We start from the raw sequence: 25,237 nt of genomic DNA on the forward strand, positions 1-25,237 counted from the left end.
TTTGTAAATATGGCGCTCCTTGCCTGTCAAAGGGTGTGACATGGCGGAACGAAAGATATTCGCAGGCCCGAAAGTCAGGCGCATCCGCAATGCGCTGGCGCTGACCCAGACCGCCATGGCCGAGGCGCTGGAAATATCGCCGTCCTACCTGAACCTGATCGAGCGCAACCAGCGGCCGCTGACGGTGCAGCTGCTTCTCAAGCTTGCAAGCGTCTACAGGGTCGATCTTGAGGAGTTGCGCGGACAGACCGGCGGCAGTCTCGGCCAACTCAAGGAGGTCTTTGCAGATCCGCTGCTATCGGGCGAGCTGCCGGGTGACCAGGAACTGGTGGAGGTGGCCGAGGCCGCACCCAATGCCGCAAGCGGCATGATCAAGCTCTACCGCGCCTATCGCGAGCAGGCGGCGAGGCTCTCCGATCTGACGGCGCTGATGGTCGCCGAAGGGCATGCGCCGGTCGCCGCCGGCCGCTTGCCGCTGGACGAGGTGCGCGAGATGCTGGAGCGCCGGTCCGGCTATTTCGCGCGGATCGAGACGGCGGCGGAAGCCTTTGCCGCAACGCTTCCCGGCGGCCTCGATCTTGCCGCCGGACTGAAAGATTGGCTGCGCTCCGAGCGCGGCATCGCGGTGCGTGTCTTGCCCGTCCATGTCATGCCGGATCTGCGCCGCCGTTTCGATCGCCATTCGATGCGGCTTTTCATCTCGGAGCGCCTGTCGCAGGCCGACCGGGCGCATGAGATATCAGTCGAGGCTGCGACTCTGGCCCTGCTGCCGGCAATCGATGCCGAGCTCGACGATCTCTCGCTCTCCTCCGCCGAGGCGCGCCGCATCGCCCGCTTCGAGCTTGCCCGCATCGCCGCGCTGGCGCTTGCAATGCCCTACGAGGCCTTTCTCTCGGCAGCGAAGGCGACGCGTTACGATATCGATATTCTGCGTGCACGCTTCGGTGTCTCCTTCGGCCAGGCGGCTGCACGTCTTGCGATGCTGCAGCGCCCCGGAGCGGCCGCCATTCCCTTCTTCCTGATCGAGATCGATGCCGCGGGCCACCGGCTGCGCAGGGCAGGCGCCCAGGGTTTTCCGCAGGCCCGTTTCGGCGGCAGCTGTCCGAAGCTCAATCTCCATGCCGCCTTCCTGCAGCCGGGCCAGATCCTCGCCGAAACGGTCGTCATGCCTGACGGGGCATCCTTCCTGACGGTCGCCCGCACCCTGGAGGGACCGAGCGTCGAATTCGGCGAAAGGATCAGGCGCACGGCGATCCTGATCGGCTGCGACGCTGCCCTTGGCGAGGGCGTGGTCTATGGGCAGGCGATGGCGCTCGAGCCGGTCGCGGTCGGTCCGGCCTGTCGCCTTTGCGAGCGGCGCGGCTGCCTTTCCCGGGCCGAGCCGCCGGTGACGAGACCGCTTGGGCTCGACGAGATGGTGGCAGGCCTCAGCGCCTTCGATTTCCAGTGATTGTGAAATCATTGAGGGCGCAGGATTTTGCGCTTGTGGGCTGTGAAATTCCTTCCTAGTCTGCATGGAAAACCAGAGGGAAAAGATGTCCGGGGGTGCGGAATCTTTGAACAAACAGGAGAAGTCATGAGGTCAACCATCCTATGCGTGACGGCCGCCGCCGTTACCGCACTCCTTGCTGCCGCGCCGGCCCTTGCGCAGGAGCGCGTGGTCAACGTCTACAACTGGTCGGATTATATCGACAGTTCCATCCTCGAGGATTTCACCAAGGAAACCGGCATCAAGGTCGTCTACGACACTTTTGATTCCAACGAGACGCTGGAAACCAAGCTCTTGGCTGGTGGTTCGGGGTACGACGTGGTCGTCCCCACGGTATCCTTCATGAAGCGCCAGATCGCCGCCGGCGTCTACCAGAAGCTCGACAAGTCGAAGCTGCCGAACCTGGTCAACATGTGGGACGTCATCATGAAGGGCGTGGCGTCCTTCGACCCCGGTAACGAATACAGCGTCGACTACATGTGGGGCACGACGGGCATCGGCTACAATGTCGACAAGGTCAAGGCTGCCCTCGGAACCGACGAAAAGCCCAATTGGGACGCGCTGTTCGACCCGGCGAAAGCAGCAAAGCTCAAGGATTGCGGCATCTACATGCTGGATTCCCCCACCGACGTGGTGCCCTCGGTGCTCGCCTATCTCGGGCTCAATCCGAACAGTACCGACGCTGCCGACCTCAAGAAGGCGCAGGCGGTCCTCACGGCCGTTCGTCCCTTCGTCCGCAAGTTCCATTCGTCCGAATATATCAGCGCGCTGGCGAACGGCGATATCTGCATCGCGCTCGGTTATTCCGGCGATATGTTCCAGGCCCGTGACCGTGCTAAGGAAGCCAATGCCGGCGTGAAGGTCGATTATTCGGTCCCGTCGCAGGGCGCCCAGATCTTCTTTGACGTCTTCGGCATTCCGAAGGATGCGCCGCATGTCGCCGAAGCCCATGAATTCATCAACTACATGATGAAGCCCGAAGTCGTCGCCAAGGCATCCAACGTCGTCTTCTATGCCAACGGCAACAAGGCGTCGCAGCAGTTCCTCGACAAGGAAGTCCTCGACGACACGGCGATCTACCCAACGCCCGAAGTCATGGCGAAACTCTTCACCGTTCCGCCGCTCGATCCGAAGGCGCAGCGGCTCGTGACGCGGCTATGGACCACCGTGGTCACCGGCCAATGATCTGATCGTGGCCCGGACGGAAACGTCCGGGCCTTTTTTTGACGATTCCAGTCGGGTGAAGCCGGGAACAAAAGCCGAGAACAAAAGAAAATAATGTATTTTCGGGGAACAATATGAAGTCTTTAGGCAATATTCGCCGCTCTTTCGCACCTTGGACCGATCCGTCCGCCAAGCCCTTCATATCGATCAAGAATGTCACCAAGCGTTTTGGCGATTTCACCGCCGTCGACAACCTGTCGCTCGACATCTATCACCGTGAGTTCTTCGCGCTGCTCGGCGCTTCGGGCTGCGGCAAGTCGACGCTTCTGCGCATGCTCGCCGGCTTCGAGCAGCCGACCTCGGGCGAAATCGTGCTCGACGGCACCGACATGGCCGGCACGCCGCCCTATAGGCGCCCCGTCAACATGATGTTCCAGTCCTATGCGCTTTTCCCGCACATGACGGTGGAGAAGAACATTGCCTTCGGCCTGAGACAGGACGGCATGGCGAAGGACGAGATGACCGACCGCGTCTTGCAGATGTTGAAGCTCGTCAAGCTGGAGCAATTTGCATCCCGCAAGCCGAACCAGCTTTCCGGCGGCCAGCGCCAGCGCGTCGCGCTGGCCCGCTCGCTCGCCAAGCGCCCCAAGGTGCTGCTGCTCGACGAACCGCTCGGCGCGCTCGACAAGAAGCTGCGTGAGGAAACCCAGTTCGAGCTGATGGACCTGCAGCAGAATCTCGGCCTCACCTTCGTCGTCGTCACCCACGATCAGGAAGAGGCGATGACCATGGCCGACCGTATCGCCGTCATGAGCCACGGCAAGGTCGTGCAGGTGGCGACGCCGGCCGAGATCTACGAGGCGCCGAATTGCCGTTTCGTCGCGGATTTCATCGGCGACGTGAACATCTTCGACGGCAAGGTCGCCTCATCGGGCAACGGCACCGTCGAGATATCAGTCGACAGCGGCTTCAGCGTGCGTGTCGCCGCCGCCGAGACTCCCTCGGCAGGCAGCGCAGTCGGCTTTGCCATCCGGCCGGAAAAGATGCGGGTCGGGCGCACGCCTCCCGCCAACGCGTCGGTCAACGCTGCGAGGGGCGAACTCTGGGACATCGCCTATCTCGGCGACATGACCGTCTTCCATGTGAAATTGCAGAGCGGCAACGTCGTCAAGGCATCCTCCCTCAACGCGCAGCGCTCCGTCGACGACCCCTTCACCTACGATCAGGAAGTCTGGGTCTCCTTCGACGAGAATGCCGGCGTCCTGCTGAAGGATTGACATCATGGGCAAGTTCACTTCCGGCCTCTACAATCGCCTCGTCATCGTCATCCCTTACGCCTGGCTACTGCTTTTCTTCCTGGCGCCTTTCTTCATCGTCTTCCGCATTTCGCTGTCGACGACGGCGATCGCCATGCCGCCCTATGAGCCTGTCTTCTCCTTCGCCGACGGCTGGGCCGGACTCTTAAGCAAGATCGGCGAATTCTCCTTCGACAATTACACCTACCTCACCGACGACCCGCTCTATTTCAACGCCTATGTGTCGAGCGTGGTGATCGCCGGGATCTCCACCTTCCTGACGCTGCTGATCGCCTATCCGATCGCCTACGGCATGGCGCAGGCGCCACGTGGCCTGCGGCCGACGCTGGTGATGCTCGTCATCCTGCCCTTCTGGACGAGCTTCCTGATCCGCGTCTACGCCTGGATCGCCATCCTCAAGCCGGAGGGCCTGTTCAACCAGCTGCTGCTGTCGCTGCACCTGATCGATACACCGCTGATCATCTTGAACACCAATACCGCCGTCTATATCGGCATCGTCTATTCCTATCTGCCCTTCATGGTGCTGCCGCTTTATTCGGCGCTCGAGAAGATGGACGGCACGTTGATCGAGGCTGCGCAGGATCTCGGCTGCCCGCCGATCACAGCCTTCTGGCGCATCACCTTCCCGCTGTCTATCCCCGGCGTGGTGGCCGGCTGCATGCTGGTCTTCATCCCGGCCGTCGGTGAATTCGTCATTCCCGATCTGCTCGGCGGGTCGCAGACGCTGATGATCGGCAAGACACTGTGGAACGAGTTCAATTCCAATCGCGACTGGCCGGTCTCCTCGGCGGTGGCGACCATCCTGTTGCTGATCCTGGTCATCCCGATCGTCTTCTTCCAGAATGTCCAGGCCAAGGCCGAAGAGCGGGGGAAATAAACCATGCTGAAATGGACCCGTTTCAACATCGTCTCCGTCACGCTCGGCTTCGCTTTCCTCTATCTGCCGATCGTGCTTCTCGTCATTTTCTCCTTCAACGAATCCAAACTCGTGACCGTCTGGGGCGGCTTCTCGACGAAATGGTATGTCTCGTTGATGAGCAATCAGGCCTTGCTCGACGCTGCGTGGGTGACGCTGCGCGTCGGACTGCTGTCGGCAACGTTTGCAACCATCCTCGGCACGATGGCGGCGCTGACATTGGTGCGCTACACGCGCTTTCGCGGACGCATGCTGTTTTCGGGCATGGTCTATGCGCCCCTCGTCATGCCGGAGGTCATCACCGGCCTGTCATTGCTGCTGCTCTTCGTCGCGATCGGTCTCGACCGCGGCTTCTGGACGATCACGCTCGCGCATACGACGTTGACCATGTGCTTCGTCGCCGTCGTCGTCCAGTCGCGCCTGCTGAGTTTCGATCATTCGATCGAGGAAGCGGCTCAGGATCTCGGCGCGCCGCCGGTGCGGACTTTCTTCGAGATCACCCTGCCGATCATCGCGCCCGCTGTCGCCTCCGGCTGGATCCTGGCCTTCACCCTGTCGCTCGACGATCTGGTGATTGCAAGCTTCACGTCGGGGCCTGGCGCCACCACGCTGCCGATGAGGATCTACAGCCAGGTCCGCCTCGGCGTAACGCCCGAGATCAATGCGGTGTGCACGATCCTGATCGGCATCGTCGCCCTCGGCGTCATCTGCGCCTCGATCATCACCAAGCGCCGCGAAACGCAGCGACAGAGGGACGAGCGCGCCGCTGCGGCCGGTGCATGAGGTCTAAAGCGCGTGCTCCTCGCGCTCTATGTCTCTATTTTGCGCATGTCGTTATCGCGAAACCGCTGCACAGTTTTGCGCGACATGCTTCACTGCGCGTGGGGTGTATTGCCGAATAGCGGAACCGGCGAGATCACCGGGTTCGGCCATGAGCCGCCGATGAAGAACGGCAGAAGCGGCAGCTCCGCCGCCTTGGCCGGATCGGTTGCATCCAGTGATCCGGAAAGTGCCAGCCCGTTCGAATGATAGGTGATGATGCCGGAAAGCGTCAGTGTCTGTGTGGGTCCGGCGATATGGGCGTCATGGATCTCGGCGGAGCCGTTGGCGAAATCGGCCTGTAGGTTCAACTGGCTGAAGGCGAAGGCGCCGCCTGCTGCCGCGCTCAGCGGAAAGAACGGCTTTTCGGCTGCCTGCGTCCGAAGTGCCGTGGCATCGATGCCGGGAATCGTGCCTTCCCCGGTCCAGAAGTGCAGCTTGCCGGTGACGTCGGCAAGGCCGGTCGTCCAGATCGCCTTGGGCGACTGCAGGTCGAGATCGATCGATCCTGTCGCAAGCGGCAGCGGACCTTTCAACTGCAGGCGTTCTGCAAGGGCCGCGAAGTCGGCATCGCGGATCGACAGCCGCAGCTTGCCGCCGCCGTCGAAGTCGCGCTGCGTCGCTTCCAGATGCGCGGTCATTTCACCGCCTTCGAACTGGCTGTCGCCAATATCGAATTTCGCTTCGCCGCCGGCAACGATCACGCTGGCGCCAACGTCGGAAAGCTCGAAGAGACCCATCTGCGCGCGCCGCGCCGAAAGCCTGACGTCGATATCGAGCAGCCGCAATGGTCCGCTGATGCCGGCGGAAATTTCCTCCGCCTCGCCGGCCGCGAGGCGGAGCGCGAAGGCGTCGAGGAAGGGCTTGAGGTTCATCTGGTCGAAGGCGAGCGTGCCGCCGATTGTCGGTCGTTTGCCGGGTTGGGTGAAAAGGTCCATTACCCCGGTGGCGCTCGCTTCGTTCAACGAGAGGCTGAGATTGTTGAAACGCAGCCCATTACCCGACGACATGATGTCGGATTCCAGCGAGGCGCTCTTCAACGTTGCGATGCCGGGGATCGATTTGCCCGACCATGTCAGAAGTGCCGGCACATCGGGAATGGTGGCTGTGACATTGCCGGAAAGGGCCGAAAGGTTGGCGATGCTGGCAATGCCTTGGAAGTGCGCCGTCAACAGGTTTGATGTGAGCGACGTCCGTGTCTCGGCATTCCTGCCGGCAAAGGCGAGCAGCGGCTGGCGCGAGGCGAAATCGACTTTCAGGTCCTGGCCGTTGATGCGGGCGATGACGACCGACGAGATTGCGCCGGATAGTCTCGGCCAGGCGATATCTGCGGTGACGCTGTCGAAATGATAGGTCTTGGCGGACTTGATGTCGGTGACCACAAGCGTGCCGTCCTCGACGGTCACCGCGCCGATCTCGGCATCGAGATCGGGATCGAGCACCTCGGCTCCGTTTTCGGAGCGTACGCCGCTGATCGCGCGTGCGAGCAGGCCGGCATAACTCCAGTCGATCAGCCCTTTTTCGTCGCGCGTCAGCGCCAGGTTGGGGCGCACCAGGTGGAATTCGTGGAAGCTCGTCCGGCCTCTCAACGCATCGATGAGGCTGAAATCAGCCGACAGACTTTCGATGCTGCCGAGCAGCTTGTCGCCGCTTTCGCGCGGTTGGCGAACGGTGATCTGGTTCAGCGTGATGCGCGGCGTCGGCCAGAATTCGAGAACCGGACTGCCCTTGATCTCGGCATGGTAGCCCGTCCATTTCGACAGCGCGTCCTCGATGCCGGAGCGCACGAAGCCGGTCGAGATGAGATAGGGGGCGGCAACCCTGAGCGCCACGAAAAGCGCGAGCGCGATCAGCAGGAATACCGTCGAGAGGCGGGCGAAGGCCGGAAGCCAGCGCGAAACGGGTCCGATCTTCCTGCGCCACCTGCGATGTCTTGACGTGCTCATGATCTCCGCCGGCAAATTCAGCCGGTCATCCCGTTATGCGCTGATTTCGCCGGATATAGGAAATATCAGGCATATGCAAATCCCGACAGCGCCGCGTCTCTTTTCAGACGCGCAAAGGACGCTGTAGCACTTTCAATTAAATAGTTGGAGCATGATGTCGTCCGAAAACCGCTCACACTTTTCGACATCATACTCCAAGCGTCGGATCGCGTCGGTTCCACGCTTTATAATGCAATGCAGCATGATATAAGGACGGCATTGGGGAGGAGGATTGAATGCAGGATAACAGACCACTTTGGGTGCCCTCGGAGGATGCCATTGCAAAAAGCCCGATCCATGCCTTCATGGAGCGCTGCAATGCCGACTTCGGGCTCTCTCTTTCGGGCTTTGAGGATCTGCATGCATGGTCGGTGGCCGAGCGGGAGAACTTCTGGTCGGCCGTCTGGGATTTTTGCGGCGTGCAGGGGGAGCGTGGCGCAGAGGTGCTTGCCAATGGCGACCGCATGCTGGAAGCCCGCTTCTTTCCCGATGCGACGCTGAACTTCGCCGAAAACCTGCTGTCTGGCCGCGGTGACGGCGATGCGATCATCTTCCGCGGCGAGGACAAGGCCGAGGACCGCTGGTCGTGGGACCGGCTGCGCGCGCTGGTCTCGAAGCTGCAGCAGGCCTTTGTAGCACGCGGCATCGGCAAGGGCGACCGCGTCGCCGCGATGATGCCAAACATGCCGGAGACCGTCGCCGCCATGCTCGCCGCCGCCTCGATCGGCGCCATCTGGTCGTCGTGTTCGCCTGATTTCGGCGAGCAGGGTGTGCTCGACCGCTTCGGCCAGATTGAGCCAAGGCTGTTCATCGCCTGCGATGCCTATTGGTATTCCGGCAAGCTTCAAGATGTCGGCGCCAAGGTCGCCACGGTCGCAAAGACTTTGGCTATCCCCACGGTCATCGTCCATTACGCCGGCAATGCGGAGGCCGTGGCGCGAAAGACGCCGGGCGCTTTAACGCTTGAGGCCTTTGTCGCGCCCTATGAGGCAAGGGAGGTGGAGTTCACGCGGCTTGCCTTCGCGCATCCGCTTTACATCCTCTTTTCGTCAGGCACGACAGGCGTGCCGAAATGCATCGTGCATTCGGCCGGCGGCACGCTGCTGCAGCACCTCAAGGAGCAGCGGCTGCATTGCGGCCTGCAGGCGGGCGAGAAGCTGTTCTATTTCACCACTTGCGGCTGGATGATGTGGAACTGGCTGGTCAGCGGTCTTGCCAGCGGGGCGACGCTCTGCCTGTTCGACGGCTCGCCCTTCGCCCCCGATGGCAACGTGCTGTTCGACTATGCCGAGGCCGAAAAATTCGTCATCTTCGGCACCTCGGCGAAATATATCGATGCGGTGCGCAAGGGCGGGCTGACGCCGCGCGTCAGCCACGATCTCTCCAGCCTGCGGCTGATGACCTCCACCGGTTCGCCGCTGTCGCCGGAAGGGTTCACCTTCGTCTACGAAGGCATCAAGGAAGATGTACAGCTCGCCTCGATATCAGGCGGCACCGACATCGTCTCCTGCTTCGTGCTCGGTAATCCGCTGCAGCCAGTCTGGCGCGGCGAGATCCAGGGGGCCGGGCTCGGCCTTGCGGTCGATGTCTGGAACGATGACGGCAAGCCGGTGCGCGGGGAGAAGGGCGAGCTCGTCTGCACCAAGGCATTCCCCTCGATGCCGGTGATGTTCTGGAACGACCCCGATGGCGCCAAATATCGCGCCGCCTATTTCGACCGGTTCGACAATGTCTGGTGCCACGGCGATTTCGCCGAATGGACGGAACATGGCGGCCTGGTCATCCACGGCCGCTCGGATGCGACGCTCAATCCTGGCGGTGTTCGCATCGGCACGGCCGAGATCTACAATCAGGTGGAGCAGATGGAGGAGGTGGCCGAGGCGCTGTGCATCGGCCAGGACTGGGACGACGACGTGCGCGTCATCCTTTTCGTCCGACTTGCCCCTGATGTGACGCTGACCGAGGATCTCGTCAAGGCGATCAAGAGCCGCATCCGCACCGGCGCCTCGCCGCGGCATGTGCCGGCGAAGATCATCGCGGTTGCCGATATCCCCCGCACCAAGTCCGGCAAGATTGTCGAGCTTGCCGTGCGCGAGGTCGTTCACGGCCGACCGGTGAAGAACCAGGAAGCGCTTGCCAATCCAGAGGCGCTGGGGCTCTTTGCCGGGCTAAGCGAACTGAGGGATTGACAGCAATCGCACATTACAAGCTTTCACCCCTTATCAATCTCCTGTCATGGAAACCTTTCGTTAAGAAAGGTTTGTCAAAGGTGAAGCTAACTTGGGGGCCGCACATGAACGATGCGGTCCGGGGCCTTCCGGCCTCCGAAACATGACGTTGATCGACTGAGCTCTTGTTGAACAGCACCAAATTCAAAGGCGGCCTCTTGGCTGCCTTTTCTTTATCAACCGGCCAGCACGCGCTGCGACGGGAAGGTGATCTCGACGAGCGTGCCCTCGTTCGGCGCCGAATTGATCGTGAAAGTCGCCCGGTTGGCATCGACCATCGCCTTGGTCAGCGGCAGGCCGAGCCCGGTGCCGTCGCCGCGATGACGCGATTGGGTCGAGGAGACCTGCCGGAACGGCTTCATCGCCTGGTCGAGTTCGCTGCGCGTCATGCCGATGCCGGTATCGCGGACCCTGAGGACAACGCTGCCATTCGCCTCATAGGACGTCGAAACGACGATCTGCCCGCCTGACGGGGTGAAGCGGATGGCGTTCGACAGGATGTTGAGCGCGATCTGCTTGATCGAGCGCAGATCCGCTACGACCTCAGGTACTGCCTGCGACAGCGCCGTGCGGATGATGACGCGCTGGCCGTTCGCCTGCGGCTGCACCAGAGCCACGGCTTCGGAAACCGCCTCGTTGAGGCCGACGGCGGCAAAATCGAGATCCATCTCGCCCGCCTCGATCTTCGAGATGTCGAGCAGGTCGTTAACGATATCGAGGACGTGCCGGCCGGAGCGGCCGATGTCGTTGGCATATTCGATATAACGCGGATGGCCGATCGGCCCGAAGCGCTCGCCGGCCATCATATCGGAAAAGCCGATGATGGCGTTGAGCGGCGTGCGGATCTCATGGCTGACGCGGGCGAGGAAATCGGTCTTGTGGGCGTTGGCGGTTTCGGCAGCGCCCTTGGCGTTGCGCAGCTCGTCCTCGGTGCGCTTCCACTGGGTGATATCGCGGATGACGGCGCAATAGCCGTTGGAGGAGGTGAGCTGGCCCATCGTCATGAACAGCGGCACGAAGCCACCGGCGGCCTCGCGGCCGATCACTTCGCGCCCGTCGTTCAACACGCTTGCCACGCCATGGCCGGAGAGGCCGTTCAGATAGTCGATGACTGCCTTCTGGCTCTCATGGGCAAACAGCATGACGAAGGGTTTGCCGCGCGTCTCCTGTTCGTCGTAATTGAAAAGCGCGCTGGCCGACCGGTTCATCGAGCGGATATCGCCCTCGATGCCGATGACGACGACACCGTCGGTTGCCGTTTCCAGGATCGATCGCAATTCTTCCACTTCGACCTGGAGTTTAGCGACCTTCTCGACCATCCGCTCGGGGCGGGCTTCGGAACGGCCCTCGGAGCGGCTTGCTTCCCCGCGGCCATCTTCCTTGCCTTCTACCGGCATCAGCGCCAGCATCAGGGCGTTGGCGTCTTCCCAGCGCACCGATTGCAGCCGCGCGGTCACCGGCGCCAGCGTATCATCGGCCTTGACGAGCATCATGGTGCCGGAGCCTGCGGCCTTCTCCTCGAGTTCGCGGCGCTGCAGCAGGGCTTCGATGCCGCCCACTTCGCGCAACGCGTCGAGCGAACCGTAGCCCGTCAACCGCATGAATTCCGGATTGGCATGGATCAGCGCATCGCCGATATGGATGAGCACGGCAACAGGCAGTTGGTCGACCGTTCCCACCGAAAGCCCGTCCGTCATCTTGATGCGCGGCGGGATGAAGCTGGTGAGAACCTCGATCTGGCTGGCCGTCTCCTCCAGCCCTTCCGTCGCCTCGTCCTCGGCGATGACAGCCGGTTCTTCGGAGGCGTCATCATCTTCGCGCTCCGCCTCGACGGCATTCTCGAAGATCGCCTCCTGCGGCGTGATCTCCTCAAGCGACGGTATCTCCGCCTGGTCGGCAGTGGGTGTTTCGGTCTCGAACGCTTCGGGTCCGGAGGCCTCTTCGAAGCTGGAGGTTTCGGTGACAGCGGGTTCCATCGGCGTCGGGACGGCGGGCTCGTCCTTGTTGGCGCCGAAGGCTTCGAGGCGCTTGGCGATCTCGCGGAAATTGGCCTGTTCGGCGGCCGTCAGTCCGGCACCGGTGTTGTGGAGCTGAACGATCTTGTCGGAGAAACGGCGATTGGGCGTTTCCGAAATCCGAAGCGCCGGCGGCTCTTGCGGAAGTTCCGCGACCGGCTCGGCGGCGGAAATGTCGCCGGCATCGGCGCTGCCCTCCGCCTTTTCTGCAGCAATTTCCTGGGCAGGTGTCTCGGCCGCCTGCTCGGTGGCGATCTCTTCCGGCTCTGGTTCCGTCTGCGGTTCGCTTGCCGTAAGCGCCTGATCCTCGACCTCCTGCGTCGGGGAGGGATCGATCAGGGGCTCTTCAAGCACTGTCTCCGCTTCGTGCGCCACCTCGGCAATGGTCTCGGCGGGCGGGCCGAGGCTCGCTGCATCATGGCCGATACCATCAGGGCCGAGTGTCAGGCCAAGCGCCAGCGGATCTTCCTGCGCGTCGGAAAGCCGGACGACGCCGAAGCCGCGGAAGCCATCGAAGTCGCGGTTGCGGGTATAGGTCGGCAGCGCCGCCAGATCGACCGGAACAACGAGGCTGGTGCCTTCGACCGGCCAGAGGATCGTCTTGCCCGACCATGTGTCACGGCGGGCGAGCGCCTCGGAAAGCTTGCCGTCAGGATCGAGATTGAAGAGGGCGGCGACATCGCCGAAGGCAGAGCCGATGATGTCGGACGCATGCGGACCGACGGCCGCGGCAAATTCGTGGCTGACTTCGTTGAATCGGCCTTCGGCGTCGATCTTCCAAACGAAGCGCGTGGCGCGGCTATTTGGCCTGAAAACGAAGCCCGGCTCAGCCTCAAGCTGAGGGGCAGGGGGCACGTCGGGGACCACAGGCGTTGCGATAGCGGTCTCTTCGTGGACTGCTTCCGGCGCGTCTTCGATAGGCGTTTCGCTGGCTTCAACAGGCGGTTCCGCCGTCTCCGCAATGGAAGTCACATCGTCCTCAATGACCGCGGCGGGCTCATCCGCGCTGCTATCGGTCACGCCGTCGTCGCTCTTCGGCTCCGCGTCCTCGGCAGGATCCATCCCGTCAATCGCCTCGTCTGCGGATGCCACAGCTATCTCAGCCGGCTGCTCGTTTTCGCCGGTGATCTCCTCGAGCGTCTCCTCGACCTCTTCGATCCCCGAGACCGCGTCGATGATTTCGGTGAAGCCTGTAGCGGCGACGGGTTCGTCCTGAAGCACCTCCATCGGCGGCGCGCTTTCTTCCTGTGCGGGCGCATCGACCGGGGCGAGCGCGGGCGCATCGACCGGGTCAAGATGACCGACCGCGGTCTCGACAGCAAAGAGCAGATTGAGCGCCGGATCGTCGCTGAGCTTGCCGACCGCGGCCGGGAGATTGCCTCTGCCGGTGGCGACAGGTCGCTTCACCAGCCGGTCGGGATGCGCGCCGGCAAGGTTGATCAAGGTCTTTGCCGTCTGCTCGGAGATCCCGAGCGAGGCAAAGCCCGGCGAAGCGGCGATGACCTCGCCATTGGCGCCGATCACCGCCATATGCGTGTCGGGATCATCGAGCCCCTGCAGCATCTGGGCCGCCGATGCGCCGGCCGCGAGTGGTTTTGCCGAGACCGGCACTGAAAACAGGATGGCCTGTTCGCCCTGAGAAAGCCGGATCAGTTCAGCGGCCGCCTGCACCTGCGCACGCTGAAAGCCCTTGGCGACGCGGATCATCAGGCTGCGGCTGTCGCCGATATCGGTCAGCTGGCGCGCGGCGGTTTCCAGCTGGCGGAAGGTGATGTCGGCGCGGTCGACCCCCTGATCGAGCAGATCATAGACCGCCGAATGGCCGAAAAGCTCGGCACCCGCACCGTTCGCCCAGAGCAGACGGGCGAGATCGGCCGAAAACAGCACCATGGCCTCGCCGCGTGAAAAGCGTTCCCGTACCCGTGCATGCACGGCGATATCGATGAACGGATATTGGACTGCGGGCATGTTCGAACCTTGTCGCTGTCGGCCTTCTTAAATTAACGGCTTATTAATAACTGCGGGGCGCATGCCGGTCCAGAAGAGGAGGGGGTTTTCGGCCGGAAAGGTTAACGTCTTGTGCATTGCACAATAATTGTTGCAATGCACAATAGAATGTCTTATATAAGCATCATCCAACAAACGCAGGCAGCGGCTGCCTCAACCCAAAGGATGCGACCCATGGCTACCATAAAGACCGACGACGTTTTTTCAATCGCTTCTTTCGACCCGTCCAAGTTCACGGAATCTTTCCGTGAATTCGCCGAAAAGGGCGCTCAGCAGTCGAAGGATGCCTATGCCAAGCTGAAGACCGCTGGCGAGGAAGCCGGCAAGACGCTCGAAGCCACCGTCCAGACGGCACAGGCCGGCAGCGTCGAGATCGGCCTGAAGGCGATCGACATCCTGCGCATCAATTCCGAGAACTCGCTGTCGCACTTCGAAGCGCTGCTCGGTGTCAAGTCCCCGGCCGAATTCTTCGAGCTGCAGACCTCGTTCATCCGCAAGCAGGCTGAACTCACCGTCGAGCAGGCGAAGTCGATCCAGGAAACCACCAAGCAGGTGGCCGAGAAGCTCGCAAAGCCCTCCAAGGACGCCGCCGAAAAGGCCATGGCTTCCTTCAAGGTTGCCTGATCGGTCCTTACCGATCGGAGATAAAAGGCTGGACCTCGCGTCCAGCCTTTTTGTATATTGACGAGGAATGGGGCTTGAATTCATCTCCAAGTCCTCGTATGTGACCCCCGTCGCGCCAAGCGCGATTTATGCGGTTGTAGCTCAGTTGGTTAGAGCGCAGGTTTGTGGCACCTGAGGTCGGAGGTTCGAGACCCCCCAACCGTACCATCTCCCCCACGTCAAGAATGAAAACCTGGTCCTATCGTTTTGATGGAACCCATGCGGCACCGCGTCGTTCTCCATGTGAATGGGAGAATATGCATGTCGAAAACCCTTCTCTACGGTGCGACGAAGATCGACGAGACCAACAGCGCTTATGCGCCGGTCGAAAGTCTCGCCCAGTTTCAGTGGAAGAACCGCGTCTTCGTTGTTTTCGCCGACAGGGATAATTCCCGCGCCGCCTGGCAGGAAAATCAGCTGCTCTCCAACCGCTTGGCCCTCGATGATCGCGACCTGGTGGTGCTGAAGATTTCCGGCGCCGGTGTTCGGCCGCTCTTCGGTGCGGCCGAACGACTCGACGGCGAAGCGATCCGCCGCGATCTCGAGGCACCGGAGGTCGGCGAATTCGCCGCTTTCCTTCTCGGCAAGGACGGCACCGTCAAGCTCAAGGCCAGCGAGCCGATTACCGATGGCGAGCTCTTCGCCATCATCGACAGCATGCCGATGCGCGCTGCCGAATCGCTGAAGCCAGACAAGTCGTCCTGATATCGCGCAGAACCAAGATCACGAAGCAGAACCAAGATCATGAAAGGGAGGCGGTCATGTCCGTGCCCAACGAACCCATTCCCGACCAGCCGCCGATGCCCGGACCCGGCTGGAAGCCGGTGCCTCCGATCAAGGAACCGGAGCCTGACCGGCTGCCCGACGAAGCGCCGGTTCCCAATCCCGACGAGAACGACGAACCAGCAAAACACACTTTCGAGACTTAAAGAAAGATGTGCCGCTCGGCGCTGACGAGTTCCTGCACGAAATCGGCGACGGTCCTGACGCGCATGAGGTCGCGCGCCGTTTCGTGATAAGTCGTCCAGTAGGCGCGCCGGATCGAAACCTCCGGCAGAATGCGCTGGAGTTCCGGATATTGCCTGGCGATATAATCGTGCAGGATGCCGATGCCGGCACCTGTTCGTACCGCCTCCGTCTGTCCGATCGCCGTCGAAATCTCGAAGCCCGCATCCCAGCTCCGCATGACTGCGCCGGAAAAATTCAGTGACGCGGTGAAGATCAGGTCTTCGACATAGCCGATGCGGCGATGCGCCTTGAGCGCGTCGACATCGGCGGGCGCTCCTTGTGACGCCAGATAATCCCGCGAGGCATAAAGGCCGAGCGTGTAATCCGTCAGCTTGGAGGAGACGAGCCGGCCTTGTTCGGGCCGCTCCAGCGTGATGGCGATATCCGCCTCGCGCAGCGACAGCGAGAAAGAGCGCGGCACCGGTACGAGCTGGATCTTCAGCTCCGGATGGCGCTCGATCAATCTGCCCATGCGGGGCGCAAGAAAGGAAACGCCGAACCCATCAGGCGCCCCGACGCGCACGGTCCCGGCGATTGCCGTATCGGTGTGGCCGAGGCTGGCCTGTGCTGCGAGCATTTCCGTTTCCATCCGCTCTGCGGATGCCAGGAACACTTCGCCTTCGGCCGTCAGTTCGCAGCCATTTGTGCGGCGGATGAAAAGCCGCGTCTTCAGCGCCTCTTCGAGCGAAGTCAGTCGACGCGAGAGCGTGGCGTGATTGAGCCCCAGCCGCTTCGAAGCGGCAAGGATCTGCCCGGTGCGGGCGACGGCGAGGAAAATACGAACATCGTCCCAGTTCATGGCTTGGCACGCATTGCGATCGGATCGACCTCGATAAGCGTCAGCGATGTGACCATGTGTGCCGTCTGGTTCTTGTATTTGATGAAATGCGGTGTTCGCAGATGGGCCTCGTATGCTTCCTGGTCGGCGTAGACTTCAAGGATACGGATCCGGTTTGGGTTGTTCCTGATGGAAACGGCGCTCAGGGAAAGGACGCCGTCTTCCAGCGCGATCGATGCGTCGATCTCTTCCGTGAGCAATGCGCGATAGGTTTCAAGCGTGTCCGGATCGATCTCCAGCTCCGCCATTCTGACGACGGGTTTCCGGCTCATCGGTTTGACCTCCCCAGGGTTTGACTTGTCGGCGTTTGACTTGTCGGCGTGCGGTGCCAAGTTTGAAGCAGCCGCAGCGCCTGATGCAACGACAGGGCTATAATTTACGCACAACAGTTGCTTACAGCAGCGCATTGATTTGTGCAAATTGAAGTGCGATTGTCGGTCATCGAAAAACAGGAGGAACACCCATGCGTGAGATCGGTCATTTCATCGGCGGCAAACATGTTGCCGGCACCAGCGGCCGCGTGAGCAATGTCTACAATCCGGCGACGGGTGAAGTGCAGGCGACGGTCGCACTCGCAAGCGTCGAGGAACTGCGCGCCGCCGTCGAAAACGCCAAGGCTGCGCAGCCGAAATGGGCTGCCACCAATCCGCAGCGCCGCGCCCGCGTCTTCTTCAAATTCGTCGAACTCCTGAACAAGCACATGGACGAGCTTGCCGAAATCCTCTCCAAGGAGCACGGCAAGACGATCGAGGATGCCAAGGGCGACGTTATCCGCGGCCTCGAAGTCTGCGAATTCGTTTGCGGCATCCCGCATCTCGCCAAGGGCGAATTCACCGAGGGCGCAGGCCCGGCGATCGACATGTATTCGATCCGCCAGCCGGTCGGCATCGGCGCCGGCATCACGCCTTTCAACTTCCCCGGCATGATCCCGATGTGGATGTTTGCGCCGGCGATCGCCTGCGGCAACGCCTTCATCCTGAAGCCCTCCGAGCGTGATCCCTCCCTGCCGATCCGTCTCGGTGAACTGATGATCGAGGCCGGCCTGCCCGCCGGCATCCTCAACGTCGTCAATGGTGACAAGGGTGCTGTCGACGCGATCCTCACCGATCCCGATATCGGCGCCGTCTCCTTCGTCGGCTCGACGCCGATCGCCCGCTACGTCTATGGCACCGCGGCGATGAACGGCAAGCGCGCCCAGTGCTTCGGCGGCGCCAAGAACCACATGATCATCATGCCGGATGCAGACCTGGATCAGGCCGTCAACGCGTTGATGGGCGCAGGCTACGGTTCGGCCGGCGAGCGCTGCATGGCGATCTCGGTTGCCGTTCCGGTCGGCGAAGAAACCGCCAACCGCCTCGTCGAGAAGCTGGCGCCGAAGATCGAATCCCTGCGCATCGGCCCCTATACCGACGACAAGGCCGACATGGGCCCGCTCGTCACCAAGGAAGCCTATACCCGTGTTCGTGGGTTGATCGACCGCGGCATCGAGGAAGGCGCCAAGCTCGTCGTCGACGGCCGCGATTTCAAACTCCAGGGCTATGAAGACGGCTATTTCGTCGGCGGCTGCCTGTTCGATCACGTCACGCCGGAGATGGATATCTACAAGACCGAAATCTTCGGACCTGTCCTCTCCGTCGTTCGCGCCAACAACTATGAGGAAGCGCTGTCGTTGCCGATGAAGCACGAATACGGCAACGGCGTTGCGATCTACACCCGCGACGGCGATGCCGCCCGCGATTTTGCCTCGCGCATCAATATCGGCATGATCGGCATCAACGTTCCGATCCCGGTTCCGCTCGCCTACCACTCCTTCGGCGGCTGGAAGGCCTCGAGCTTCGGCGACCTCAACCAGCACGGCACGGATTCGATCAAGTTCTGGACGAAGACCAAGACCGTCACCGCTCGCTGGCCTTCCGGCATCAAGAGCGGCGCGGAATTCGTCATGCCGACGATGAAGTGATCGTCACGACATTCCAATCTGAAATCTGTAATTCGGGGGCCTTTTGGCTCCCGAATTTTTCCTCGTCATGCTGGTTGCCGGCGATATCGGTCCGGCGTCGGGGATGTCCTGAGACAAGGGTGCGGTCCGCTCGCCATCTCCGATTTTCCAGTGCCGAGGTCAAACTGATGCGCAAGGCACGCCGGAGCGCAAGCAGGCGATTCTCGATTACGTCGGGATCCTGGAGCGGGATTGACGTCGCGGCAAATGGCCTCATAAGCTGAATGCGAATTTCATATTTTGGAATTGTTCAAAACTAGCAAACCGCCTATATAGGTCTGAACAGACGAGTCAGGAGAATGGCATGCGGTTGACGAAGCAGACGAACTATGCGGTTCGCATGTTGATGTATTGTGCTGCCAATGACGGGCATTTGAGCCGGATTCCCGAAATCGCCAGGGCCTATGGCGTTTCCGAGCTCTTTCTTTTCAAGATCCTTCAGCCGCTCAACAAGGCGGGTCTGGTCGAAACCGTGCGCGGTCGCAATGGCGGCGTGCGCTTGGGCAAGCCGGCCGCCGACATTAGTCTTTTCGACGTCGTTCGGGTGACGGAAGACAGCTTCGCCATGGCCGAATGCTTCGAGGATGACGGTGAGGTCGACTGCCCGCTGGTCGATAGCTGTGGTTTGAATTCGGCGCTGCGCAAGGCGCTCAATGCCTTCTTCGCGGTGCTGTCGGAATATTCCATCGATGACCTCGTCAAGGCGCGTCCGCAGATCAATTTCCTTCTCGGAATCACCGGCGAGCCGGCCTATCGCAAACCCGTGATCGTTGCCCCCGCCGCCTGAATTCAAGATCATAATTTGCTTCTGAACCGCGGTTGCCCTGGCCACCGCGGTTTTTGTTTTTGCAGCGTCTGGTTGGTCTCCGGCATACGGGGAAATGCCGTCGGCATGTCGCGATGGGTGCGTTTTTATACCAAATGCGACAAAATTTCGGTCATTTTTGTGCGAAAATTTCCGAATGAGGCTGATTTTTGACGGAAAATTTCTAAAATTGTCCAAGTGGAAAAATTTTCTGCGTAGCCCGTTGCTTTCAGTAAATAAATATCGTTCCATCGAGCGTCGACCGAGATGCCAATCTACGGTCTCCAAACATCAAAAAAGAACAACCGGGAAACAATATTATGAAAAAGATCTCTGTCCTGCTGGCAGCGACGGCCTTGATTTCCGTCATGGCGACGTCGGCCTGGTCCAAGACCCTTGTTTATTGCTCCGAGGGCTCGCCGGAAGGCTTCGACCCGAGCCTCTATACGGCAGGCACGACCTTCGACGCGTCGTCGCGCACGGTCTATAGCCGCCTCGTCGAATTCAAGCATGGCGGCACCGAGATCGAGCCGGGCCTGGCTGACAGCTGGAGCGTTTCGGCCGACGGCACGGAATACACCTTCAAGCTTCATCCTGGCGTCAAGTACCAGACCACCGACTTCTTCACGCCGACGCGCGATTTCAACGCCGACGACGTCGTATTCTCCTTCGAGCGCCAGCTGAAATCCGACAATCCGTGGAACAAGTATGTCGAGGGCGGCTCCTACGAATACGCTGCCGGCATGGGCTTTCCCGAGCTGATCAAGTCAGTCGAGAAGGTCGATGACCTCACCGTCAAGTTCACGCTCAACCATCCCGAAGCGCCGTTCCTCGCCGACCTCGCCATGGACTTCGCCTCGATCGTCTCCAAGGAATATGCCGACAAGCTTGCTGCCGATGGCAAGATGGCGCAGCTCAACCAGCAGCCGCTCGGCACCGGCCCGTACACCTTCGTCGCCTACCAGCCGGACGCCGTCATCCGCTACAAGGCGAACGAAACCTATTTCAAGGGCAAGGAAAAGATCGACGATCTGGTTTTCGCCATCACCTCTGACGCTGCCGTGCGCGCCCAGAAGCTGAAGGCCGGCGAATGCCACCTGATCCCCTATCCGAATGCAGCCGACGTGCCAGAACTGAAGAAGGATGAAAATCTGACCGTTCTGGAACAGGCCGGCCTCAATGTCGGCTTCCTCGCCTACAACACCCAGATGGCCCCGTTCGACAAGCCGGAAGTTCGCCGCGCGCTCAACATGGCGATCAACAAGCAGGCGATCATCGACGCCGTCTTCCAGGGTGCCGCGGCCGTTGCCAAGAACCCGATCCCGCCGACGATGTGGTCCTATAACGATGCCGTTCAGGACGATAAGTATGATCCGGACGCTGCCAAGAAGGCTCTTGCCGATGCTGGCGTCAAGGATCTCAGCATGAAGATCTGGGCAATGCCGGTATCGCGTCCCTACATGCTGAACGCGCGCCGCGCCGCCGAACTGATGCAGGCGGATTTCGCCAAGATCGGTGTCAAGGTCGAGATCGTCACCCATGAATGGGCTGAATATCTGAAGCTCTCCTCCGACGTGAAGCGCGACGGCGCTGTCATCCTCGGCTGGACCGGCGACAACGGCGACCCGGACAACTTCATGGATACGCTGCTCGGCTGCGATGCCGTCGGCGGCAACAACCGTGCTCAGTGGTGCAACAAGGAATATGACGACCTGATGACCAAGGCCAAGCTGACGGCCGATGTCGGCGAGCGTACCAAGGCCTATGAGCAGGCGCAGCTGATCTTCAAGAAGGAAGCTCCCTGGGCAACCATCGACCATTCGCTCGTCTTCGTTCCGATGAGCAAGAAGGTCTCGGGCTTCCAGATGGACCCGCTCGGCATTCACCGTTTCGACGGCGTCGACGTATCCGAATAACAAGAATAATGTAAGAATGCCCGGCAGAGCTGGGCGCAGCCGGCGGTCAGGGTCTCCTGACCGCCGGAAACTATTGGACATCTGCCATGTTGCGTTTTTTTATCGGCCGCCTTGCGGTGCTGATCCCGACATTCCTCGGCGTTTCCCTCATTGCCTTCTCGTTCATCCGCATGCTTCCCGGCGATCCCGTCATGCTCCTGTCGGGGGAACGCGTCATGGCGCCGGAGCGGCACGCCCAGATCATGCATGATCTCGGTTTCGACCGGCCGATGTATGTGCAGTATTTCGACTATCTCGGAAAAATCCTGCATGGCGATCTCGGCACCTCGATCGTTACCAAGCGGCCCGTTCTCGGAGAATTCCTGACACTGTTTCCGGCAACGCTGGAGCTCTCGCTCTGTGCCATCATCCTCGCCGTCTGTCTTGGCGTGCCCGCCGGTATCTTTGCCGCCGTCAAGCGAGGCACGTGGTTCGACCAAAGCGTGATGGGTATTGCCCTTATCGGATATTCCATGCCGATCTTCTGGTGGGGGCTGCTGCTGATCATCTTCTTCTCCGGCTATCTCGGCTGGACGCCCGTTTCCGGCCGCATCTCGCTGATGTATTTCTTCAAGCCGGTCACCGGATTCATGCTGGTCGACAGCCTGCTGTCGGGCCAGAAGGGCGCGTTTTCCTCGGCCGTCAGCTACCTCATTCTGCCGACGATCGTGCTGGCGACCATCCCGCTTGCGGTCATCGCCCGCCAGACGCGTTCGGCGATGCTCGAGGTTCTGGGTGAGGATTATGTCCGCACGGCGCGCTCGAAGGGCCTGAAGCCGCTGCGCGTCGTCGGCGTGCATGCGCTGCGCAATGCAATGATCCCTGTCATCACCACCATCGGTCTGCAGATCGGCGTTCTTCTTGCCGGCGCCATCCTCACCGAGACGATCTTCTCCTGGCCGGGCATCGGCAAATGGATGGTCGATTCGGTCTTCAAGCGCGATTACGCCGTGGTCCAGGGCGGCCTTCTGCTGATCGCCGGCGTCATCATGCTGGTCAACCTGATTGTTGATGTTCTCTACGGCTTCATCAATCCGCGCATTCGTCATTAGGAGCGGCCCATGAGCACGGTCACCGTCAAATCCGGCCAGCCATCCGCTCTTGCGGAGTTCTGGCATTATTTCTCCCGCAACAAGGGCGCCGTCATCGGCCTCGTGGTTTTCACCATCATCCTGGTCGTCGCAGTCCTCGCGCCGCTCTTTGCGCCACATGAACCGAACGAGCAGAACCGCGCGGTACTGCTCGCAGTGCCGTTCTGGATGGAGGGTGGCAGCGCCTCCTTCCCGCTCGGAACGGATGCCGTCGGCCGCGATATCCTTTCGCGCCTGATCTATGGCGCGCGGTTTTCGCTGTTCATCGGCGTCGTCGTCGTCACGCTTTCGGTCATTTCAGGCGTCCTGATCGGCCTCGTTGCCGGATTTTTCCGCGGCAAGGTCGATACGGCGATCATGCGCCTGATGGATATCATCCTAGCCTTCCCGTCGCTGTTGCTCGCTCTGGTGCTGGTGGCCGTGCTTGGGCCAGGGCTTACCAATGCGATGATCGCGATTTCGCTGGTCAACCAGCCGCATTTCGTGCGGCTGACGCGCGCCTCGGTCATTTCAGAGCGTGAGAAGGAATATGTCATCGCCTCGCGTGTCGCCGGTGCCGGCACCTTCCGGTTGATGTTCAAGACGATCCTGCCGAACTGTCTGGGCCCACTGATCGTTCAGGCGACGCTCGCCTTCTCGGCGGCGATTCTCGATGCCGCCGCCCTCGGCTTTCTCGGCATGGGCGCCCAGCCGCCGACGCCCGAATGGGGGACGATGCTGGCCGAATCCCGTGAGTTCATCTCGCGCGCCTGGTGGGTGGTGACATTCCCGGGTCTTGCCATCCTCATCACCGTTCTTGCCATCAACCTGATGGGCGACGGCCTGCGCGATGCGCTCGATCCCAAACTGAAGAGGTCGTGATGCCGCTCCTCGAGATTGAAAATCTGACGGTCGAATTCCAGACCTCTTCCGGCCTCTTCCGCGCCGTCGACGGTGTGTCGCTTGCCTGCGACAAGGGCGAGATCCTGTCGGTCGTCGGCGAATCCGGCTCGGGTAAATCCGTTGCCATGCTGGCCCTGATGGGGCTTCTGCCCTGGACGGCGAAGATCACCGCCGACCGCATGCAGTTCGACGGCAAGGATCTGCGCGGCATCTCCGGCCGCCAGCGCCGCAGGATTGTCGGCAAGGATATGGCGATGATCTTCCAGGAGCCGATGTCGAGCCTCAATCCGTGCTTCACGGTCGGTTTCCAGCTCGGCGAGACCCTGCGCTTCCATATGGGCCTCAACCGCAAGGAGCGCCGCCAACGCTCGATCGAGCTCTTGAACCTCGTCGGCATTCCGGCTCCGGAAGACCGCCTGTCGAACTTTCCGCATCAGATGTCCGGCGGCATGAGCCAGCGCGTCATGATCGCCATGGCGCTCGCCTGCAATCCGAAGCTCTTGATCGCCGACGAGCCGACAACGGCGCTCGACGTGACGATCCAGGCACAGATCCTCGATCTGCTCGTTCGCCTGCAGAAGGAGCAGGGCATGGCGCTGGTGCTGATCACCCACGACATGGGTGTCGTTGCCGAAACCGCCGAACGCGTGCAGGTGCAATATGCCGGCCAGAAGGTCGAGGAACAGCCGGTGAGGGCGCTGTTCCGCGATCCGCATCATCCCTATACCGCAGCCCTGCTCGCAGCCCTTCCCGAACGCGCAAAAGTCGGCCAGCGTCTTCCCTCGATCGCCGGTGTCGTTCCCGGCCAGCATGGTCGCCCGACAGGCTGTCTGTTTGCGCCGCGCTGCGGCTTCGCCACGGTCGAATGCGATCGCGGTGTCGTCCGCCAGGGGCCGGAGCTCGGCCTGGCGCTCTGCAACTATCCCTTGAAGGATGGTAAGCCGCTCGGACATCCCGGCATCATGGCCGTTGAAACTGCAGGAGACCTCGTATGACGGACGCTGTTCTCGAGGGCAGGGATCTCGCCCGCTTCTACACCGTCAATCGCGGTCTGTTCAAAGCCGATGCCACCGTCAAGGCGCTGAACGGCGTCAGCTTCAGCCTGCATTCCGGCAAGACGCTCGCCGTCGTCGGCGAATCCGGCTGCGGCAAGTCGACGCTCGCCCGCCTGGTCACCATGATCGAGAACCCGACATCGGGGCAGTTACTGATCGACGGCAAGCCCGCCCATGTCGGCGATCGTAGCCTGCGCAGCCAGGTGCAGATCGTTTTCCAGAATCCCTACGGCTCGCTCAATCCGCGCCAGAAGGTCGGCTCAATCCTCGAAGAGCCGCTGAAGATCAACACCAATCTCGACGGCGCCGCCCGCCGCCGCAAGGCGGAGGAGATGATGGCTCGTGTCGGCCTGCGTCCGGAGCATTATGGCCGATATCCCCATATGTTCTCCGGCGGTCAGCGCCAGCGTATCGCCATTGCCCGCGCCCTGATGCTGCGGCCAAAGGTGCTGGTGCTCGACGAACCGGTCTCGGCGCTTGACCTGTCGATCCAGGCGCAGGTGCTGAACCTGCTGATGGACCTGCAGAAGGAGATGGGGCTCGCCTATCTCTTCATCTCGCACGGACTGTCCGTCGTCCATCATATCGCCGACGAGGTGATGGTGATGTATCTCGGCCGTCCCGTGGAAACCGGTCCCGCCGCCGAGGTCTTCGCCCGGCCACGCCATCCCTACACGGCAGCCTTGCTGTCAGCGACGCCGATCGCCGATCCCGACCGTGCGAAGAACCGCATCCGCCTGCAGGGTGAACTGCCTTCGCCGCTGAAGCCGCCGACGGGCTGCCACTTCAATCCGCGCTGCTGGAAGGCGCAGGACCATTGCCGTCAGGTTTCTCCCGAATTAAGTGGAGAAGGCACACATCAATATGCCTGTCACTTCCCGCTCGATTGAGCGGGAGTGAGCAATTCCAGGAAAAGTGCACAGCGGTTTTCCGTCCGAGATTGCGTGAAAACAAAGAGATAGAGCATTTTCGTGATCAGAACGAAAATGCTCTATGGCCTGA

20 protein-coding genes and 1 tRNA gene are annotated in these 25,237 nt (G+C 61.3%); 17 read left to right on the forward strand and 4 right to left on the reverse strand.

The genetic code is table 11. The features are described from left to right. Window positions 1-40 precede the first annotated feature (40 nt). The 5 genes from AC25BC_RS02105 (at window position 41) to AC25BC_RS02125 (ending at window position 5,668) form a co-directional block, all read left to right on the forward strand. Complete coding sequence (locus AC25BC_RS02105; RefSeq protein ID WP_113546489.1) at window positions 41-1,450, forward strand: helix-turn-helix domain-containing protein; 1,410 nt, start codon at window positions 41-43, stop codon at window positions 1,448-1,450. A 126-nt stretch (window positions 1,451-1,576) separates the two neighbouring features. Next, window positions 1,577-2,674, forward strand: coding sequence for a polyamine ABC transporter substrate-binding protein (locus AC25BC_RS02110; RefSeq protein ID WP_062942504.1), 1,098 nt, complete (start codon window positions 1,577-1,579; stop codon window positions 2,672-2,674). A gap of 113 nt (window positions 2,675-2,787) precedes the next feature. After that, window positions 2,788-3,930 carry an ABC transporter ATP-binding protein gene (locus AC25BC_RS02115; RefSeq protein ID WP_012756109.1) on the forward strand — a complete coding sequence of 381 codons (1,143 nt, stop codon included), beginning with the start codon at window positions 2,788-2,790 and terminating at the stop codon, window positions 3,928-3,930. Between the two features lie 4 nt (window positions 3,931-3,934). Then, window positions 3,935-4,846 carry an ABC transporter permease subunit gene (locus AC25BC_RS02120; protein WP_012756110.1) on the forward strand — a complete coding sequence of 304 codons (912 nt, stop codon included), beginning with the start codon at window positions 3,935-3,937 and terminating at the stop codon, window positions 4,844-4,846. 3 nt (window positions 4,847-4,849) lie between these two features. Further along, the gene (locus tag AC25BC_RS02125) at window positions 4,850-5,668 is read left to right on the forward strand and encodes an ABC transporter permease (RefSeq protein ID WP_012756111.1); all 819 of its coding nucleotides are present in this window, start codon (window positions 4,850-4,852) and stop codon (window positions 5,666-5,668) included. 89 nt (window positions 5,669-5,757) lie between these two features. Here AC25BC_RS02125 and AC25BC_RS02130 read toward each other — a convergent pair whose 3' ends face one another. Further along, a complete protein-coding gene (locus AC25BC_RS02130) occupies window positions 5,758-7,650 on the reverse strand; it encodes an AsmA family protein (RefSeq protein WP_128439577.1) in 1,893 nt (630 codons plus the stop codon). Window positions 7,651-7,925: 275 nt separating this feature from the next. Here AC25BC_RS02130 and AC25BC_RS02135 point away from each other — a divergent pair, with 275 nt between their 5' ends. After that, a complete protein-coding gene (locus AC25BC_RS02135; protein WP_128439576.1) occupies window positions 7,926-9,878 on the forward strand; it encodes an acetoacetate--CoA ligase in 1,953 nt (650 codons plus the stop codon). A 215-nt stretch (window positions 9,879-10,093) separates the two neighbouring features. On the opposite strand, the gene AC25BC_RS02140 is transcribed toward AC25BC_RS02135, so the two are convergent. Continuing rightward, window positions 10,094-13,900, reverse strand: coding sequence for an ATP-binding protein (locus tag AC25BC_RS02140; RefSeq protein WP_128439575.1), 3,807 nt, complete (start codon window positions 13,898-13,900; stop codon window positions 10,094-10,096). Between the two features lie 213 nt (window positions 13,901-14,113). On the opposite strand from AC25BC_RS02140, the gene AC25BC_RS02145 reads away from it, so the two are divergent. From AC25BC_RS02145 to AC25BC_RS02160, 4 genes are all read left to right on the forward strand, one after another. Continuing rightward, complete coding sequence (locus AC25BC_RS02145; protein ID WP_003545621.1) at window positions 14,114-14,563, forward strand: phasin; 450 nt, start codon at window positions 14,114-14,116, stop codon at window positions 14,561-14,563. 130 nt (window positions 14,564-14,693) lie between these two features. Continuing rightward, window positions 14,694-14,770 (forward strand) — tRNA-His (locus AC25BC_RS02150). 93 nt (window positions 14,771-14,863) lie between these two features. Continuing rightward, window positions 14,864-15,307, forward strand: a complete 444-nt coding sequence (locus AC25BC_RS02155) for a DUF4174 domain-containing protein (RefSeq protein ID WP_128439574.1) — start codon at window positions 14,864-14,866, stop codon at window positions 15,305-15,307. A gap of 56 nt (window positions 15,308-15,363) precedes the next feature. Next, window positions 15,364-15,531, forward strand: a complete 168-nt coding sequence (locus tag AC25BC_RS02160; protein ID WP_017990318.1) for a hypothetical protein — start codon at window positions 15,364-15,366, stop codon at window positions 15,529-15,531. Here the strand turns inward: AC25BC_RS02160 and AC25BC_RS02165 are convergent. Both AC25BC_RS02165 and AC25BC_RS02170 read right to left on the reverse strand, forming a co-directional pair. Beyond that, window positions 15,528-16,409 carry a LysR family transcriptional regulator gene (locus AC25BC_RS02165; protein ID WP_003556661.1) on the reverse strand — a complete coding sequence of 294 codons (882 nt, stop codon included), beginning with the start codon at window positions 16,407-16,409 and terminating at the stop codon, window positions 15,528-15,530. The genes AC25BC_RS02160 and AC25BC_RS02165 overlap by 4 nt on opposite strands. Beyond that, window positions 16,406-16,720 (reverse strand): putative quinol monooxygenase, encoded by a 315-nt coding sequence (locus AC25BC_RS02170; RefSeq protein ID WP_128439573.1) that lies wholly within the window; start codon window positions 16,718-16,720, stop codon window positions 16,406-16,408. The genes AC25BC_RS02165 and AC25BC_RS02170 overlap by 4 nt, the downstream gene beginning before the upstream one ends. A 191-nt stretch (window positions 16,721-16,911) precedes the next feature. On the opposite strand from AC25BC_RS02170, the gene AC25BC_RS02175 reads away from it, so the two are divergent. The 7 genes from AC25BC_RS02175 (at window position 16,912) to AC25BC_RS02205 (ending at window position 25,125) form a co-directional block, all read left to right on the forward strand. Then, window positions 16,912-18,408 carry a CoA-acylating methylmalonate-semialdehyde dehydrogenase gene (locus AC25BC_RS02175; RefSeq protein WP_128439572.1) on the forward strand — a complete coding sequence of 499 codons (1,497 nt, stop codon included), beginning with the start codon at window positions 16,912-16,914 and terminating at the stop codon, window positions 18,406-18,408. Between the two features lie 343 nt (window positions 18,409-18,751). Then, the gene (gene rirA, locus AC25BC_RS02180) at window positions 18,752-19,234 is read left to right on the forward strand and encodes an iron-responsive transcriptional regulator RirA (RefSeq protein ID WP_113546481.1); all 483 of its coding nucleotides are present in this window, start codon (window positions 18,752-18,754) and stop codon (window positions 19,232-19,234) included. Between the two features lie 338 nt (window positions 19,235-19,572). Further along, window positions 19,573-21,168 (forward strand): ABC transporter substrate-binding protein, encoded by a 1,596-nt coding sequence (locus AC25BC_RS02185; protein WP_012756121.1) that lies wholly within the window; start codon window positions 19,573-19,575, stop codon window positions 21,166-21,168. A gap of 86 nt (window positions 21,169-21,254) precedes the next feature. Continuing rightward, on the forward strand, window positions 21,255-22,259 hold the full coding sequence (locus AC25BC_RS02190; RefSeq protein WP_003556668.1) for an ABC transporter permease subunit: 1,005 nt from the start codon (window positions 21,255-21,257) through the stop codon (window positions 22,257-22,259). Between the two features lie 9 nt (window positions 22,260-22,268). Continuing rightward, the gene (locus tag AC25BC_RS02195; protein WP_128439571.1) at window positions 22,269-23,159 is read left to right on the forward strand and encodes an ABC transporter permease subunit; all 891 of its coding nucleotides are present in this window, start codon (window positions 22,269-22,271) and stop codon (window positions 23,157-23,159) included. After that, the gene (locus tag AC25BC_RS02200; RefSeq protein WP_012756123.1) at window positions 23,159-24,175 is read left to right on the forward strand and encodes an ABC transporter ATP-binding protein; all 1,017 of its coding nucleotides are present in this window, start codon (window positions 23,159-23,161) and stop codon (window positions 24,173-24,175) included. Before AC25BC_RS02195 ends, AC25BC_RS02200 begins: the two co-directional genes overlap by 1 nt. Then, window positions 24,172-25,125: a peptide ABC transporter ATP-binding protein gene (locus tag AC25BC_RS02205; RefSeq protein WP_012756124.1), complete on the forward strand. Its 954-nt coding sequence runs from the start codon at window positions 24,172-24,174 to the stop codon at window positions 25,123-25,125. Before AC25BC_RS02200 ends, AC25BC_RS02205 begins: the two co-directional genes overlap by 4 nt. The last annotated feature ends 112 nt before the right edge of the window (window positions 25,126-25,237 follow it).

The sequence above is a fragment of the Rhizobium sp. WSM409 genome, assembly GCF_057653825.1.

Bases quoted from the DNA above. Each gene is read 5' to 3' on its own strand.
- AC25BC_RS02110 (WP_062942504.1), top strand. From the start codon at position 1,577: ATGAGGTCAACCATCCTATGCGTGACGGCCGCCGCCGTTACCGCACTC.
- AC25BC_RS02170 (WP_128439573.1), bottom strand. From the start codon at position 16,720: ATGAGCCGGAAACCCGTCGTCAGAATGGCGGAGCTGGAGATCGATCCG.
- AC25BC_RS02135 (WP_128439576.1), top strand. From the start codon at position 7,926: ATGCAGGATAACAGACCACTTTGGGTGCCCTCGGAGGATGCCATTGCA.
- AC25BC_RS02205 (WP_012756124.1), top strand. From the start codon at position 24,172: ATGACGGACGCTGTTCTCGAGGGCAGGGATCTCGCCCGCTTCTACACC.
- AC25BC_RS02115 (WP_012756109.1), top strand. From the start codon at position 2,788: ATGAAGTCTTTAGGCAATATTCGCCGCTCTTTCGCACCTTGGACCGAT.
- AC25BC_RS02200 (WP_012756123.1), top strand. From the start codon at position 23,159: ATGCCGCTCCTCGAGATTGAAAATCTGACGGTCGAATTCCAGACCTCT.
- AC25BC_RS02190 (WP_003556668.1), top strand. From the start codon at position 21,255: ATGTTGCGTTTTTTTATCGGCCGCCTTGCGGTGCTGATCCCGACATTC.
- AC25BC_RS02160 (WP_017990318.1), top strand. From the start codon at position 15,364: ATGTCCGTGCCCAACGAACCCATTCCCGACCAGCCGCCGATGCCCGGA.
- AC25BC_RS02125 (WP_012756111.1), top strand. From the start codon at position 4,850: ATGCTGAAATGGACCCGTTTCAACATCGTCTCCGTCACGCTCGGCTTC.
- AC25BC_RS02140 (WP_128439575.1), bottom strand. From the start codon at position 13,900: ATGCCCGCAGTCCAATATCCGTTCATCGATATCGCCGTGCATGCACGG.
- AC25BC_RS02145 (WP_003545621.1), top strand. From the start codon at position 14,114: ATGGCTACCATAAAGACCGACGACGTTTTTTCAATCGCTTCTTTCGAC.
- AC25BC_RS02105 (WP_113546489.1), top strand. From the start codon at position 41: ATGGCGGAACGAAAGATATTCGCAGGCCCGAAAGTCAGGCGCATCCGC.
- AC25BC_RS02155 (WP_128439574.1), top strand. From the start codon at position 14,864: ATGTCGAAAACCCTTCTCTACGGTGCGACGAAGATCGACGAGACCAAC.
- AC25BC_RS02195 (WP_128439571.1), top strand. From the start codon at position 22,269: ATGAGCACGGTCACCGTCAAATCCGGCCAGCCATCCGCTCTTGCGGAG.
- AC25BC_RS02185 (WP_012756121.1), top strand. From the start codon at position 19,573: ATGAAAAAGATCTCTGTCCTGCTGGCAGCGACGGCCTTGATTTCCGTC.
- AC25BC_RS02130 (WP_128439577.1), bottom strand. From the start codon at position 7,650: ATGAGCACGTCAAGACATCGCAGGTGGCGCAGGAAGATCGGACCCGTT.
- rirA (WP_113546481.1), top strand. From the start codon at position 18,752: ATGCGGTTGACGAAGCAGACGAACTATGCGGTTCGCATGTTGATGTAT.
- AC25BC_RS02165 (WP_003556661.1), bottom strand. From the start codon at position 16,409: ATGAACTGGGACGATGTTCGTATTTTCCTCGCCGTCGCCCGCACCGGG.
- AC25BC_RS02175 (WP_128439572.1), top strand. From the start codon at position 16,912: ATGCGTGAGATCGGTCATTTCATCGGCGGCAAACATGTTGCCGGCACC.
- AC25BC_RS02120 (WP_012756110.1), top strand. From the start codon at position 3,935: ATGGGCAAGTTCACTTCCGGCCTCTACAATCGCCTCGTCATCGTCATC.